The organism is Pseudoblastomonas marina (assembly GCF_034374265.1).
In the GTDB taxonomy this organism is placed as follows: Bacteria; Pseudomonadota; Alphaproteobacteria; order Sphingomonadales; family Sphingomonadaceae; genus Alteriqipengyuania_A; species Alteriqipengyuania_A marina.
Genome location: NZ_CP139718.1, coordinates 1087821 through 1102556 on the forward strand (window position 1 = coordinate 1087821; position 14736 = coordinate 1102556).

At 66.3% G+C, this 14736-nt stretch carries 14 protein-coding genes; 3 read left to right on the top strand and 11 right to left on the bottom strand.

Annotated elements, in window-relative coordinates; all coding sequences use genetic code 11:
* Positions 1-45: 45 nt before the first annotated feature.
* Both T8S45_RS05265 and T8S45_RS05270 read right to left on the bottom strand, forming a co-directional pair.
* On the bottom strand, positions 46-966 hold the full coding sequence (locus T8S45_RS05265; RefSeq protein ID WP_322294937.1) for a DUF481 domain-containing protein: 921 nt from the start codon (positions 964-966) through the stop codon (positions 46-48).
* A 42-nt stretch (positions 967-1008) separates the two neighbouring features.
* Positions 1009-2400, bottom strand: coding sequence for a cryptochrome/photolyase family protein (locus T8S45_RS05270; protein WP_322294938.1), 1392 nt, complete (start codon positions 2398-2400; stop codon positions 1009-1011).
* A 41-nt stretch (positions 2401-2441) separates the two neighbouring features.
* Between T8S45_RS05270 and T8S45_RS05275 the strand changes: the two genes are divergently transcribed.
* A complete protein-coding gene (locus T8S45_RS05275; RefSeq protein ID WP_322294939.1) occupies positions 2442-3209 on the top strand; it encodes a phosphatase PAP2 family protein in 768 nt (255 codons plus the stop codon).
* Here the strand turns inward: T8S45_RS05275 and T8S45_RS05280 are convergent.
* From T8S45_RS05280 to T8S45_RS05300, 5 genes are all read right to left on the bottom strand, one after another.
* A complete protein-coding gene (locus tag T8S45_RS05280; protein WP_322294940.1) occupies positions 3184-4149 on the bottom strand; it encodes a metal-dependent hydrolase in 966 nt (321 codons plus the stop codon). The genes T8S45_RS05275 and T8S45_RS05280 overlap by 26 nt on opposite strands.
* 102 nt (positions 4150-4251) lie before the next feature.
* A complete protein-coding gene (locus T8S45_RS05285; RefSeq protein ID WP_322294941.1) occupies positions 4252-4890 on the bottom strand; it encodes an EF-hand domain-containing protein in 639 nt (212 codons plus the stop codon).
* 151 nt (positions 4891-5041) lie between these two features.
* On the bottom strand, positions 5042-6076 hold the full coding sequence (locus T8S45_RS05290) for a 2-oxoacid:ferredoxin oxidoreductase subunit beta (protein WP_322294942.1): 1035 nt from the start codon (positions 6074-6076) through the stop codon (positions 5042-5044).
* Complete coding sequence (locus T8S45_RS05295; protein ID WP_188641968.1) at positions 6060-6470, bottom strand: hypothetical protein; 411 nt, start codon at positions 6468-6470, stop codon at positions 6060-6062. The genes T8S45_RS05290 and T8S45_RS05295 overlap by 17 nt, the downstream gene beginning before the upstream one ends.
* Positions 6470-8392, bottom strand: coding sequence for a 2-oxoacid:acceptor oxidoreductase subunit alpha (locus T8S45_RS05300; RefSeq protein ID WP_322294943.1), 1923 nt, complete (start codon positions 8390-8392; stop codon positions 6470-6472). The genes T8S45_RS05295 and T8S45_RS05300 overlap by 1 nt, the downstream gene beginning before the upstream one ends.
* A gap of 119 nt (positions 8393-8511) precedes the next feature.
* On the opposite strand from T8S45_RS05300, the gene T8S45_RS05305 reads away from it, so the two are divergent.
* Entirely contained in the window at positions 8512-9471 is a 960-nt protein-coding gene (locus tag T8S45_RS05305; protein WP_322294944.1) for an alpha/beta hydrolase, read from the top strand.
* Positions 9468-9956, top strand: coding sequence for an RNA pyrophosphohydrolase (locus T8S45_RS05310; RefSeq protein ID WP_322294945.1), 489 nt, complete (start codon positions 9468-9470; stop codon positions 9954-9956). Before T8S45_RS05305 ends, T8S45_RS05310 begins: the two co-directional genes overlap by 4 nt.
* An 18-nt stretch (positions 9957-9974) precedes the next feature.
* On the opposite strand, the gene T8S45_RS05315 is transcribed toward T8S45_RS05310, so the two are convergent.
* From T8S45_RS05315 to T8S45_RS05330, 4 genes are all read right to left on the bottom strand, one after another.
* Positions 9975-10517 (bottom strand): tetratricopeptide repeat protein, encoded by a 543-nt coding sequence (locus T8S45_RS05315; RefSeq protein ID WP_322294946.1) that lies wholly within the window; start codon positions 10515-10517, stop codon positions 9975-9977.
* A gap of 14 nt (positions 10518-10531) precedes the next feature.
* Positions 10532-11710 carry an RsmB/NOP family class I SAM-dependent RNA methyltransferase gene (locus T8S45_RS05320; RefSeq protein WP_322294947.1) on the bottom strand — a complete coding sequence of 393 codons (1179 nt, stop codon included), beginning with the start codon at positions 11708-11710 and terminating at the stop codon, positions 10532-10534.
* Between the two features lie 3 nt (positions 11711-11713).
* Positions 11714-13171: an IMP dehydrogenase gene (guaB, locus tag T8S45_RS05325; RefSeq protein WP_188643125.1), complete on the bottom strand. Its 1458-nt coding sequence runs from the start codon at positions 13169-13171 to the stop codon at positions 11714-11716.
* 96 nt (positions 13172-13267) lie between these two features.
* Positions 13268-14731, bottom strand: coding sequence for a M20/M25/M40 family metallo-hydrolase (locus T8S45_RS05330; RefSeq protein ID WP_322294948.1), 1464 nt, complete (start codon positions 14729-14731; stop codon positions 13268-13270).
* Between the last annotated feature and the right edge of the window lie 5 nt (positions 14732-14736).

Consider the following 14736-nt stretch of genomic DNA (forward strand, 5'->3'; position numbering starts at 1 on the left):
CATGGAGGCTAGCTGCCGGGCACCCTCTGGGGAAGCGGAATCGCGTCAGAAACCGTAGACCAGCGTGAAGCGCGTGATCGTGTCGGTATCGACCTTCCCCACCGGCGGATCGCTTTCATAGTCGACCTGGTACGAGACCCGCGTGCTCAAGCGATCGGTCACGCCGAACTCGACCCCGGTGAGCGAGGATAGCGTGGTGTTGTTGCTCGCGACGACCGCACTCGCATCCTGCGTCGCGGTGATGCGGTCGGCGACCTTCCAGTCGAAATCGACCGCGGCGAGCCCGGCGAGCCGCTCGCGGTCGGGCTCGGCGATGAAATCGGTGTAGCGCCATGCGGGGCCCGCGCGCAGCGCGAGCGAGATGCCGTCGCCGTCGATCGGCGACCAGCCGAAACCGCCCGAAACGATGTAGCGGGCCGAGAAGCCCGAAATCCGGTCGCGCTCGAACTGGGTGAGGCCATAGGCGAACAGATTGTCGCCCAGTTGCAGGCGCGGCTCGTAAGCGGCGAGGAAGCGCTCGCGGGTCACCACGCCCCGGCTCTCCTGGTAATCGGCATTGCCGCGCAGCAGGTGGGTCCAGTCGGCACCCTCGCGTTCGAGCCGCAGTGCCGCAGTCAGCCCGATATTTTCGCTGTTCCCGGTCGAGCGGAAGGCCCCGACCTGGCCTTTCCCGCCCCAACGCTCGAAGATTCCGGCGTTCTCGATCGCTTCGCGCTCGGCCGCCGCCTGCTGCTGCGCCGCAGCCTCCTGACCGGTGCGGAAGGCAGTTTCGAGCGCATCGATCTCGGCCGCATCCTCGGGATGGGTCTGGCGCGCGAGCTCGATCACGGTCGCGACCTTGGCCGGGTCGCCGCTGTCGATCGCGGCCTCGATCATCGCACGCACGCCTTCGGGCAGGTCGAACGCGGCGGCAGGTGAGGCGGTGAGCGCCACAGCGGCGGAAAAGAGGGTCAGGGTCTTACGCATGACGCACCCCCTAGCCGCGCCCCGCGCAGCTAGTCCACCCGCCTATTTGGCGGCGCGATGGGCTTCCAGCGCCCGTTCGCGCGCTTCCTTGTGACCGATCATCTTGACCGGGTAATTGCCGCGCCTGTCGTCGGCGGGATCGTGGATCTCGTCGTCGCTCAGACCGGCGAGTTCGGGGACGTATTCGCGGATATAGCCCGCCGCGTCGAACTTCTCGCTCTGGGTCAGCGGGGCCATGATCCGCACGAACATGTTGCTGTCGACCCCGGTGCCGCTGATCCACTGCCAGTTGACGCCATTGTTGCCGTAATCGGCATCGACGAGGCAGTCCCAGTACCACTGCTCGCCATGCCGCCAGTCGATCAGCAGGTGTTTGACGAGGAAGCTGGCGCAGATCATCCGCACCCGGTTGTGCATCCAGCCGGTCTGCCACAGCTGGCGCATCCCGGCATCGACGATGGGATAGCCGGTCATGCCCTGCTGCCAGCATGCGAGGTCCTCACGGATCAGGTGCCCGGCATCGGGGTTCCGCCACAGTTTGCGCTCGTCATATTCGCGATAGCTCTCGCGCGCATAATCGGGGAATTGGCAGATCACGTTCTGCGCATAATCGCGCCAGACGATCTCCTTGAGGAAGGTCTGCCAGCCGTCCGAGCGCAGGTCCTTGAGCCGGTGATAGATTTGTACGGGTGAAATCTCGCCCCAGTGGAGATGCGGTGAGAGGCGCGAGGTGATGTCCTGCGAAGGCAGGTTGCGGCCCTCGTCGTAATCGGCGACCTCGTCGGCCCACCAGTCGAGCCGCGCGTGGGCGGCATCCTCGCCCACCTCCCAGAAATCGCGCAGGCCGCCCGCCCAGTCGGGCCCGGTCGGGAGCAGGTTCCAATCGTCGACGTCGTCGCTCTCGGGCCAGCTCTCGGGAGAATGCAGCGTAGCGGGCGCGTCGAGTGCATCGCGCGGCGGGAGACATTCGAGCAGCGAACGGGCGAAGGGCGAATAGATCTTGTAGGGATCGCCCGAACCGGTCGTCACGCTGCCCGGCGGCATCAGGTAATTGCCGTCGTGGAGCACCAACTCGCATTGGTCGCCTAGCGCGTCCGCGAGTTCGTCCTCGGCCTCCTTCCACCAGGGTTCGTAATGGCGATTGGCATGGATCGCGCCCGCGCCTACTTTGTCGGCAATCGCGGCGAGCACCTGCGGGGCATCGCCCTGCCGCAAGACGATGCGCGAACGACGGCTTCCGAGCGACCTGCCGAGGCTTTCGAGCGAATGGTGCAGCCACCAGCGCGAGGCGCCGCCATAGGCATGGTCGCCCGCGCGGTCGTCGTCGAGCACGTAGACCGGGATCACCGGGCCGATTTCGGCGGCGGCATGGAGGGCGGGTTGGTCGACGAGGCGCAGGTCGCGCCGCAGCCAGACGATCTGGGGAGAACTCATGGCGTCGGAACGGGATCACCCCGTTGGCGGTTCCAACGGGCATGGATGAACACAAGAAGGGCGAGGTCACGCCCCACGACCCCACCGTCCCTGCCGATACCATCCGGCTGCCCGAACGCGGCTTCGGGATCGACCGGAAGAAGGCGATCATCGCCGCCGCGATTTGCTGGGCCGGCTGGGCGGTGGTGGTCTACCTAGTCACCAACGGGCTCACTGGCGGCTTCGACCAGTGGGGCCTGATGTCCTACCGCACCGGCGAGGAACTGGGCCCGCGCGGTCCCGAGCTGGTGTTCGAGAGCGTACGCGACGTCACAGCGGTCGGCGGCGTGTTCCTGCGCAATTTGTTCGCCATCGCGGCGGTGGTCGCGCTGCTCTTCCTCAAGCTGCGCCGCGAGGCGGTGATCTACGCGCTGACCGTCGCAAGCGGCTGGCTCGCCAATACCGGCATGAAGCTTCTGGTGGGCCGCGAGCGCCCGCAGATCGTGCCGCACCTGACCGAGGCCGGGGGCGAGAGCTTCCCCAGCGGCCACAGCTTCAGCGCGGCGGTTGTCTATATCGGCATGGCGATCGCCTTTGCCGCGCTCAGTCGCCGCCACTCGGTGCGCTACACGGTGATCGGCTTCGCCATGGTGCTGAGCGCGATGGTTGCGTGGAGCCGCGTGATGCTCGGCGTCCACTTCCCCAGCGACGTCACCGCGGGCTGGCTAGGCGGCGCCGGCTGGGCGTTCCTCGCCGCGGCGCTGTTCTACGCCCCGGCCAAGGCGGCGGCGGACAGCGAGACCGTCAGGAAGATGGATCCGTCGGAGTGACCTTTAGATCGAAGTCTCGAGTCACAAGCCTGAGGCACACGTCTTGGTCAAATTTCACCGTGAACCGATCAACCGCTCGTGAATCGAGGAATCTCGCGTCTCGGAGGAGCCATCCGTCGCCCGAAGGATCGGCAACGACAATCGGCGCACGCGACCAAAACAAGAATGCGTCGAGCTGATCGTTCGACTCCCTTGCCAAATCTAACCAGCAATCGCCTATCGATTTGTCACCAACACGATACATGCCATTGATCTGATAGCCGAACCAATCGTCGGTCGAAATCAGCTCACGCTCCCAGAACCTAAGCGGGATCGGCGATGCGATCACCAATTCCGCGCCCGTGACATCCCGTACTGCACGCTCTGATCCGACCGTAATGAGCCCATTCAAGCCGATATAAGCAAGTCCCATCAGGCCCGCGATCCACGCGGGCCGACGCCATTCGCGCTCAAGCTTCTCGCGCCGGAGCGACAGCCACAGGCCGATGCCGAGGATCGCCCAGAGCCACACGTCGATGATGAACAGCACGTCGCCGTAGAACCAGCGGCTCGAGAACGGCTCGAGCAGGCGGATGCCGTAGACGTTGAGCCAGTCGAGCGCCGGGTGGGTCAGGCAGCCGATGAAGGACAGCGCGTAGAGCCAGCCGAAATGCACCGGCAGCCGCCCCTCGGGCCGCTTGCCGCGCCGCGCCTGCCAGCGATCCCAGCCATAGAGCAGTCCCGCCAGTACCAGCGGCAGCAGCACCCAGGCGATGGGCCCATGCGTGATCCCGCGCCGAAAACCGAGATGCTCCGCCCCGTCGAGCCACAGAAAGCACGCCGCATCGACATCGGGCAGGTTCGCCCCGATGATCAGCGCGGGCATGGCGAGCCCGGTCTTGCGCTTGAGCCCCCCCTGCCCGATCACCGCGCCGACGAGGCTATGCGTGAGATTGTCCATCGCGGCGGAATGGCCTGCCTACTCCGGGCATGCAAACGAAAAGGCGGCAGGTTGGCCCGCCGCCTCTTGCAGACAACATCGTCGCCTTGTTTTACTGGCCTGTTACGGCGTTATGGCGCTGTTTCGCGCGGTCATGAACTCACCGGGCGAAAGGTAGCTGTCGCCATCGCTATCGAAGTAGAAGAAGGTGCGCCCGGCCTCGTTGATCTGCTCGGCCGAGAGATAGGGACGCAGTGCATCGTTGTCGGCTTGCTCTCGGGGATTCACAGGCACCGCCCAGATCGCGTATTCGGCAACCGACAATTCACCATCGCCATTGCGGTCGAGGAAGGCGAAGTCCATCTGTCCGCGTGGACGCAGGGGTTGCGCCTCGTTGCTCGATTCCCTCGCTTCGCCCGACGAAGCTCGGCTTTCGCCAGAGGGCGCGTCGTCACTCGACATCGCCTCGGAGCCGCTTGAGCCCGCTGCATCGTCGGACGCAGAGCCACCGGCCCTCATCGCGTCCATGTTCCGATCATATTCGTCGCTGGTCCCTTGGACGTCCATTGCATCCAGGCGCGCCTGCTGTTCTTCGTCGAGGTCACCCGCGACAGGATAGGCATCATCCGCCATTGCTCCGTCGTCGGTTGCCATCGCGGTGTCGTCGACACCCAAATCGTCTTCGACTTCTGCACCGTCGTCGCAAGCCGCGAGGGCAAGCGCGAGCGAAGCGGTGGCTGCGAGAGTTACCTTCTTGATCATTTCTTTTTCCCTGTTTGCTGGTGGTCGGGTCCGCGATCTGGACCGCATGCACCCTACCAACGTACGGAAAACAAAAATGTTCAAAATCTTATGGTTACGCTGAGTTGATAAGATATTCTATCCGGCTATGCAGATCTTGCGGGGAAACCCCCTACTGCGGGTCCTGGGCGGTGCCGTCGACGGTCCAGGTCTGGCCCGAGCCGAGGAGCTTGGCGAGATCGGCCTGCTTGCCTTCGCTGGCGCGCGCGCGATCCTCGATCACCGCGGTCTCGAAGGTCGGGTGCGGATCGTCGTAGAGCACGCCGAGTGCCATCGGGAACGGGCCGAACGGCATTTCGACCAGCATGTGCGCGATCGAGCGGTTCTTGACGTCGTGGACGATCACGCCCGCCGCTTCCCAGTCACCGTCGGTCACGTCGACCACTTCGAGGCTCAATGTCTCGCGGTTGAGCGTGATGCCCTTGGCGTCGCCCGCGAACAGCATCGGCTTGCCGTCCTCGAGCCAGAGCTGGCGATCCTCGGCGCCCTTGGGCGCGGCGAAATCGTCGAACACGTCCTTGTTGTAGACGATGCAGTTCTGGAAGATTTCGATGAAGGCCGCGCCCTGGTGTGCGTGGGCCGCCTTGAGCACGTCGGGAAGGTGCTTCGATACGTCGAAGCCGCGGCCGACGAAGCGCGCGCCCGATCCGAGCGCGAAGGCGGCGGGGCGCGCCGGGTGGTCGTAGCTGCCCAGCGGAGTCGAAGGGCTACGCGTGCCCTCGCGGCTGGTGGGCGAATACTGGCCCTTGGTGAGCCCGTAGATCTCGTTGTTGAACAGCATGATCTGCATGTTCACGTTGCGCCGCAGCACGTGCATCAGGTGGTTGCCGCCGATCGACAGCCCGTCGCCGTCGCCGGTCACCAGCCAGATGTCGAGTTCGGGATTGGCGAGCTTGGCTCCGGTCGCCACCGCCGGCGCGCGGCCGTGGATGGTGTGGAAGCCGTAGGTCTCCATGTAATAGGGAAAGCGGCTCGAACAGCCGATGCCGGAGATGAACACGGTCTTCGCCGGATCGCAGCCGAGCTCGGGCAGCGTGCGCTGCACGGCCTTGAGGATCGCGTAATCCCCGCAGCCCGGACACCAGCGGACCTCCTGGTCGGTGACCCAGTCCTTAAGCGTGGTTTCGATATTAGCTGGGGCGTTCATTTTGCTTTGACTTTCCCATTAGATAGGCATGCAGGAGGACGTGCAGCCCCACACCTGCGTAAACTCCGGAAAAAAACTTCCAGATGTAGTCGTCCGATCCACCTAGGAGTGGGGCAACCCAAGGCATCAACCCCAATCCGACAAGGGCGATAATCGTCGAGCGTATTCGTTTTTCTGATTGTTCTTTACCATAGCCGTCGGCGAACATCCGACGAACGATAGGTAGGAGCAGGATCCCCATTATCATGGCAACGACTAGCCCTATCGACATCGCGAGAACCGAACTGTTTTGAGCTTCACCTAGCGAAGCAGCCCACTGCCCGGTCATGTAGAACGGAGCAGCGAGAACCAAGAGCGCGAATAGCAACAACGCGGGAGGAGAAATCCGCGACATCAGTCAGCCTCCGTGCTGGGAAGTTGCTGATCGTTGGCCGGGACCTCGCCGCCTTCGTTCCCCTCGATATCATCGAAGAACTTGCCGATCGCCGCTTCGAGCTCGGCGATCTGGAAGGGCTGGCCGCTGGTCTTGGTGAGCGGGATCGCGTCGATAAGGTACTGGTCGCGCAGCACGGTCTTGAACTGGCCGGTGTTCATCTCGGGCACCAGCACGTGATCGTAGCCGCGCAGCAGCTCGCCGAGATTGGCGGGGAGCGGCCAAATATGGCGGACGTGGATCTGCGCTACGTCGCAGCCCTTGGCGCGCGCGCGGCCCACCGCCTGGTGGATCGGGCCGAAGGTGCTGCCCCAGCCCACCACCGCGAGCTTGCCGCCGGGTTCGCCGAGACAGACGTCCTGGTCGGGTACGTCGACGCCGAGCACCTTGTCGCGGCGGGCATCGGTCATCCGCTGGTGGTTGTCGGGCGCGTAGTCGATATGGCCGGTGCCCTCGGCCTTCTCGATCCCGCCGATGCGGTGCATCAGGCCGGGCGTGCCGGGCTTGATCCACGGCCGCGCGCCGTGTTCGTCGCGGGCGTAGGGGAGCAGTTCCTCTCCCTGCTTCTCGGTGGTGAACTGCGCCGGGAACGGGGTGTAATCGGCCGGGTTCGGCACCTTCCACGGCTCGGCGGCGTTGGCGATATAGCCGTCGGTCAGCAGCATCACCGGGGTCATGTACTTGACCGCGATCCGCACCGCCTCGATCGCGCAATCGAACGCGTCGGACGGGCTGCGCGCGGCCACCACCGGCATCGGCGCATCGCCGTTGCGGCCATAGACCGCCTGGTAGAGATCGCTCTGCTCGGTCTTGGTCGGCAGGCCGGTGGAGGGCCCGCCGCGCTGCGAATTGACCACCACCAGCGGCAGCTCGGTCATGATCGCGAGCCCCATCGCCTCGGTCTTGAGCGCGATTCCCGGGCCCGAGGACGAGGTGACGCCGAGGCTCCCCGCCCAGCTCGCGCCGATGGCGGCGCAGATCGCGGCGATCTCGTCTTCGGCCTGGAAGGTCGTAACGCCGAATTCCTTCAGCCGCGCGAGGTGGTGCAGGATCGCGGAAGCCGGGGTGATCGGATAGCCGCCGAAGAACATCGGCAGTTCGGCCAGCTGCACGCCAGCGACGAGACCGAGGCTGATCGCCTCCGCGCCCGTCACCGTGCGATAGAGGCCCGGTTCGCTCGGCACCGGCGGCAGTTCGACCTGCTTGAGCGGACCGGCGATCTCGGCGGTCTCGCCATAGGCGTGCCCGGCATCGAGCGCCGCGATATTGGCGTCGGCGATCTCGGGCTTCCTGGCGAACTTCTGCTTGAGCCAGTCGTGGATCGGCTTGCGGTCGCGGTCGAACATCCACAGCGCGAGGCCCAGGGTCCACATATTCTTCGAGCGCAGCGCATCCTTGTTGCCGAGGCCGAACGGCGCGACCGCCTCGATCGTGCGCGCCGAGATGTCGAAGGCCAGCAGGTCGTATTTGGCCAGGCTGCCGTCTTCGAGCGGATTGGTCTCGTATTCGGCCTTCTGGAGGTTGCGCTTGGTGAAGGCGCCGGTGTCGGCGATGATCAGACCGCCGGGCTTCAATGACTTCAGGTTCACCTTCAGCGCGGCCGGGTTCATCGCCACCAGCACGTCGGGCGCGTCCCCCGCGGTATTGATCTCGCGGCTACCGAAATTGATCTGGAACGCCGAGACGCCGAACAGCGTGCCCTGCGGCGCGCGGATTTCCGCCGGGAAATCGGGGAAGGTCGCGAGGTCGTTGCCCGCCAGCGCGGTCGAGAGCGTGAACTGCCCGCCGGTCAACTGCATCCCGTCGCCGGAGTCGCCGGCAAAGCGGACGACGATGGCGTCGGGAGCTGCGGGAGCGTCGGAATTGTGTACTGCGGTGGCCATGAATGTCCCGTTGGTTGGCCAGCCCCTATGCTCCCGACTGGCGGCGCGGACAACCCTGCTTTCCTCCTCCGGAACACCGCGTTAAGCGAGCGGTTGAAAGCCTCGACAGGAGAATTTGCGTGACCGATACCGAACACTACGTACGCGACGACGTCGCCGGCTTCCTCGCCATGCTCGAACAGATGGGCCGACCGGGGGTCGAGGAACTGCCGGTCGAGCAAGGGCGCGCGGGGATGCGCGCGCTAGGCGCGATCGCCGAGGCCGAGCCGCGCGCGCTCGCGGTGATCCGCGACCTCACCTGTCCCGGCCCCGAAGGCGACATTCCGCTGCGCTTCTACGATACGCAGGAAGAGCGCGCGCCCGGCCCGGTGGTGGTGTTCCTCCACGGCGGCGGCCACGTGATCGGCGATCTCGAAGTCTATCACTCGCTCTGCACCGAGATCTGCGCCACGCTCGACCTGCCGGTGGTGTCGGTCGACTATCGCCTCGCGCCCGAGCACCCCTTCCCCGCCGCGCCCGACGATTGCGAGGCGGCGGCGCGGTGGATCGCGACTTCTCCGAAGGAACTGGGCCGGGAATTCACCGGGCTGGTCATCACCGGCGACAGCGCGGGCGGCAACCTCACCATCGTCACCACCCATGCACTCGGCGTCGAGCCGGCCGAGGTTCCGGTGGTGCTGCAGGCGCCGATCTACCCGATCGCGGGCGATATCTCGCAGACGGCGAGCTTCCGCGATTTCGCCGAAGGATTCCTGCTCACCGGCGCAGCGATGAAATGGTTCAGCGACCAGTATCGCGGCGATCCGTTGAGCCACCGGATGTTTCCGCTGCTCGAGGAAGCGGAAAACGTGCCGCCCACCGTGGTGATCACCGCCGGGCTCGATCCGCTGCGCGATTCGGGGCGCGAATACGCCCAGCACATGATCGAGCGCGGGGTCGACACGACCTATCTCGAGGCGCAGGGCAATATCCACGGCTTCGCCACGCTGCGAAAGGCGATGCCGAGCGCGCAGAACGACGTCGGCGCGCTGCTCGACGCGATGCACCTGCTGCTGCGCCGCCACGGACACGTCGCATGAGCGCCGCCAACAAGGACGCGACGCAGTATCGCCCCTGCGTGGGCGTGATGCTGATCAACGGCGACGGCCAGGCCTTCGTCGGCAAGCGGATCGACACCAAGGAAGGCGACTGGTGGCAGATGCCGCAGGGCGGCGTGGACGAGGGCGAAGACCTGCGCGAGGCCGCCTATCGCGAACTGCACGAGGAAACCGGCGTCCGGCGCGAGCATGTCGAATTCGTCGCCGAGACCGAAAACGAGCTGTTCTACGACCTCCCGCCCGAACTTCACGGCAAGCTATGGGGTGGCAAGTATCGCGGCCAGCGCCAGACTTGGTACTGCGCGCGCTTCCTCGGCACCGACGAGGACATCGACCTCGAGGCGCATTCGCATCCCGAATTTTCCGAATGGCGCTGGGTCGACCGGGCCTCGCTGCCCGAGCTGATCATCCCGTTCAAGAAGCCGGTCTATCGCACCGTGGTCGAGGAATTTCGCGAGATAGATTGAAAGCCCGCGGCGGCAGGCTCAATTGTCGACCGTGCGTTCCTCGACCGGCACTTCCGCCATCTGCGGCGCGCTCTCGCGTTCGACGATCAGCGCCGACAACTGGACCGCTGCAGCGCAATTGCCGCAGATCGCCTCGGCGCGGGCGAGGCTGTCGCGAGCACGCTCGAAGGCGCCCTTCTCGGCCAGCGCCATGCCTTCGCCCGCCAGCGCGGTGACATTGCGCGGCTCGGCGTCGAGCACCACGCGGTAATAGCGGATCGCCTTGCCCGGCAGGCCCTTGGCGCGCATCGCCTCGGCTAGCGCGAGATAGGCTTCGAGATTGCCCGGCTGGATCGCCAGCGCGGCCTCGAACGCATCGACCGCCGGTACGATCTCGCCTGCGGCCAGCGCCGCGCGGCCATCCTCGACGAAGGCCTGCGCGCGCGGATCGGGTTCGGCACGTTGCGCGGCGATCAGCGAGCTGGCGGTGAGCGCGAAGGCGGTCGAAAGCGCGAGGGCGGCGGGGGTAAAGCGCATGATCTGCTCCCAAAGGGTGTGCGTGAGGCGAGACGGCTCGTCCATTTGCCCGCTTGCTATCACGGCGAAACAAAACCTGCGATGAAAAAGCCGTCGGTTCCATCGTGATAGGGCGTCAGCCGCCGCCCGACGCCCCGCGCCCGCCCGGAAGGCAGGTCGATCGGCTGGGCGCTCCAGTCCGGATGGCGCGCAAGGAAGGCGGCGGCGCGATCCGCGCCCTCTTCGTCGAGCAGCGAGCAGGTGACGAAATGCAGCTTCCCGCCCGGGCGCACCAGCCTTGCCGCGAGGTCGAGCAGCATGTCCTGCGTGGCCGAAAAGGCGGCGAGCCGTTCGGGGGTCAGGCGCCAGCGCGTCTCGGGCTTGCGCCGCCAGGTGCCGGTGCCGCTGCACGGCGCGTCGACGAAGACGTGGTCGACCTGGCCGGCAAGATCAGACAGCGCTTCGAGCTCCTTCTTCGGATCGAGCAGCCGGGTCTCGATCGCCGTCGCGCCCGCCCGTTCGGCGCGGGGCGCGAGCCGTGACAGGCGCGTGCGATCGATATCGCTGGCGACGATGCGCCCGGCATTCTTCATGATCGCGGCAAGGTGCAGGCTCTTGCCGCCAGCCCCGGCGCACAGGTCGAGCACCGTCTCGCCCTGCTCGACGCCGGCGGCGATACAGGCAAGCTGCGAGCCGGTATCCTGGACCTCGACCAACCCGTCGCGCCAGGCCGCATCCTGCTCGATCGGCGAACCCGGAGGGAGCCGCAGGCCCTGGGGCGCGTCGGTTTCGACCGCTTCGAAGGGAAACTGGATCGATGCGCGCGAGGCCTTGAGAGCATTGACGCGCAGGTCGAGCGGAGCGCGTTCGAGCAGGGCATCGGCTTCGGGTCCGGCGATTTCGGATGCTGCGAGCCGCGCGACCAGCCAGTCGGGCGCGCCCCCGCCTTTCGCCGCGCCCTCGCCCTTGGCGATCGGCGCGGGGCCGTAATCCGAACCGTCGAACAGTTCCTCCGGGATCACACCGCTTTCGACCAGTCGCAGCATCGCCGCGCGTCCGCTTTCGGGCACCGGTCCGCAGGCGCGGATCGCGTCGTAGACGAGATCTCGTATCGCGCGGCGGTCCTTCGATCCGGCGAAACGGTGGCCCCGAAACCACTCGGCCAGGATGCGATCGGCGGGCGGGCCGCCAGTGGCAGCCGCCTCGATCACATTGTCGAGGATTTCGATCGCCGACTGGACCCGGGCGGCGGGCTTCATGGCTCAGCGCGTCGGGTAATTGGGGGCCTCGCGGGTGATCGCGACGTCGTGGACGTGGCTTTCGGCGAGTCCGGCATTGGTGATTCGGACGAACTGCGCCTTGTCGTGCAGTTCGGGGATCGTGCCGCAGCCGGTATAGCCCATCGCCGCCTTCACCCCGCCGACCAGCTGGTGGACGACCTCGCCCGCCGGGCCCTTGTAGGGAACCTGGCCCTCGATCCCCTCGGGGACGAGCTTGAGCGCGTCGGAGACGTCCTGCTGGAAATAGCGGTCGGCGCTGCCGCGCGCCATCGCGCCGACGCTGCCCATGCCGCGATAGGCCTTGTAGCGACGCCCCTGGTAGAGGAACGTCTCGCCGGGTGCCTCGGCGGTCCCGGCGAGAAGCGAGCCGACCATCACGGTCGATGCGCCCGCCGCAAGCGCCTTGGCCGCGTCGCCGCTGGTCCTGAGGCCGCCATCGGCGATCACCGGCACATTGGCCTCGGCCGCCGCTTCGGCGCTGTCCATCACCGCGGTCAGCTGCGGCACGCCGACGCCCGCGACCACGCGGGTGGTGCAGATCGAGCCCGGGCCGATGCCGACCTTGACCGCATCCGCCCCGGCATCGATCAACGCCTTGGTCGCCTCGGCGGTGGCGACGTTGCCGGCGATGATCTGGACCGAATTGGAGAGCTTCTTGACCCGCTCGACCGCGCGCGAGACCTCCTTGTTGTGGCCGTGCGCGGTATCGATCACGATCACGTCGACTTCGGCGTCGATCAGCATTTCGCTGCGCTCGAAGCCCTTGTCGCCGACGGTGGTCGCGGCGGCGACCCGCAGGCGGCCGTTCGAATCCTTCGTTGCGTCGGGATAGGTGACCGCCTTCTCAATGTCCTTGACCGTGATCAGCCCGACGCAGTGCTCGGCCTCGTCGACCACCAGCAGCTTCTCGATCCGGCGCTGGTGGAGCTGGCGGCGCGCCTCTTCCTGGCTGACCCCGACCTTGACCGTCGCGAGGTTCTCGCTGGTCATCAGTTCGCGGACCGGCTGGCGCGGATTGTCGGCAAAGCGGACGTCGCGATTGGTCAGGATGCCTACGAGCTTTCCGCGCTTGTCGACCACCGGGATACCGCTGATCTTGTGCTGCGTCATCAGCGCCTGTGCCTCGCCCAGCGGGGCGTCGGGCAGGATCGTGATCGGGTTCACCACCATGCCGCTTTCATAGCGCTTGACCGCGCGCACCGCGGCGGCCTGTTCCTCGTTGGTGAGATTGCGGTGGAGCACGCCGATACCGCCCAATTGCGCCATGACGATCGCCATGTCGGCCTCGGTAACGGTGTCCATCGCGGAGGATACGACCGGGATGTTGAGCGAGATTTCTCGGGTCAGCCGGGTGCGCGTATCGGCCTGGCTCGGCAACACCGAGCTTTCCGCCGGGCGCAGCAGCACGTCGTCGAAAGTCAGTCCGAGCGGTATTTCAATGGCCACGCGTAATTCCTCTAGCGGCAGATTCGTGGCGGCCCATGTAACCGCACCGGGAACCTGCCGCTAGGGGCGAAGCCGGAAAACTTCGAGAGATTATTCGCCCGCGCCGTCCTCGAACGCCCAACCCTCGGGTTTCGAATAGAGCGCTTCGGTGGCCCAGTGGCGCATCAGCGCGACATAGACCGGCACGTCCTCCGCCGCGCCGCCGAGTTCGAAACCTTCCCAGATTTCGTCGTTGGCGCGGTGATAGCGGGTCGACATGAAGGCATCGAGGATGTCCTTGTCGCCGAACGAACTGCTGACCAGCACCGAGGGCACGCCCCGGTTCATGAGTGCCCAGCCATCCTGGCGGCGGACGTAGAGGTCCGATTCCTCGCCGACTTCGACCGTGCGGCCGAGCGATGCTGCGACACCCTCGATCGAGGCGTCGAGCGGGGTCCGCTTCCAGCCGATCACCGTGAGCGGCTTGCCCTCGGGCGCGATCGAAATCATGTCGATATTGAGCGCGGCATGGATCTGCGCGAGCGGGACCGGCGGGTTCTCAGCGAAATAGCGCGCGCCCAGCAGGCCCATCTCCTCGGCGGTGGTGCCGAGGATATAGACGTCGCGTTCGAGCTGCGGGCCCTGCGCGAGCCGGCGCGCGGTCTCGAGCATGGCGGCGATGCCCGAGGCATTGTCCGCCGCGCCGTTGCAGATCCGGTCCTCGTCGTCGGGCGCGCCGCATTCGCCGGTGTGGTCCCAATGCGCCAGCATCACGATCGCGCCGGCCTCGGGCCGCGAGCCCGGCAGCTTGCCGATCACGTTGGATGAGGTGAAGTCACGACCGGTGGCGGTGTAGGTCCCCGAAATCTTGCCGCTGAGCTCGCCGCCCAGCGCCGTCTTCAGCTTTTCGGCGGCTTCCGGACCGACGACGATGAAGTTGGGACCGCCGGCATCGTCACCGGCCTGCTTCAGGCTGACACGCTCGCGCGTCGCGCCGGGACGAAACTGCTCGACCATCGCCGCGGGCGCGAGAATGATCGCACCGCGCGCGCCTTCGGCCACGGCGGTCTGCGCCAGCGAACGCGCCAGCGAGAAATCGTTGAAGACGAGCAGCTTGCCGTCGACGCCTTCGTCGACATCGTCGGCGCTGGCGACGGTCACCAGTTCGACATCCGCGAAATCGGTATTGCCCTGAAGCGCGAGCAGGTCGTTGCTCGTGATCTCGGTCCCCGCCGCGGTCACGGTGAGCTTGGGCGCCATCGCCGCGGTGAACGGTACTTCCTGTTCGAAGCTGCCGTTCCAGCCCGGCTCGAAGCCGTATTCCTTGAGCTTCTCTACCTGGTAGGCGACCGTCATCCGACCGCCCTCGGTGCCGGGCTTGCGGCCCAGGTAGTCGTCGCTGGCGAGGATGCGGATGTGATCGAGCAGGATCGTCTCGGTGTCGGCCTGCGAGGGGACGTCCACCGCGCCGGCGTCGATCGGCATGGTGGTTTCCTGCGCGGGTTCGGCTTGGAACGCGACGGCGGGTTGCGCGAGCGCCAGCAGCGGCAGGGCAAGGATTGCAAGCTTCTTCATCGTGG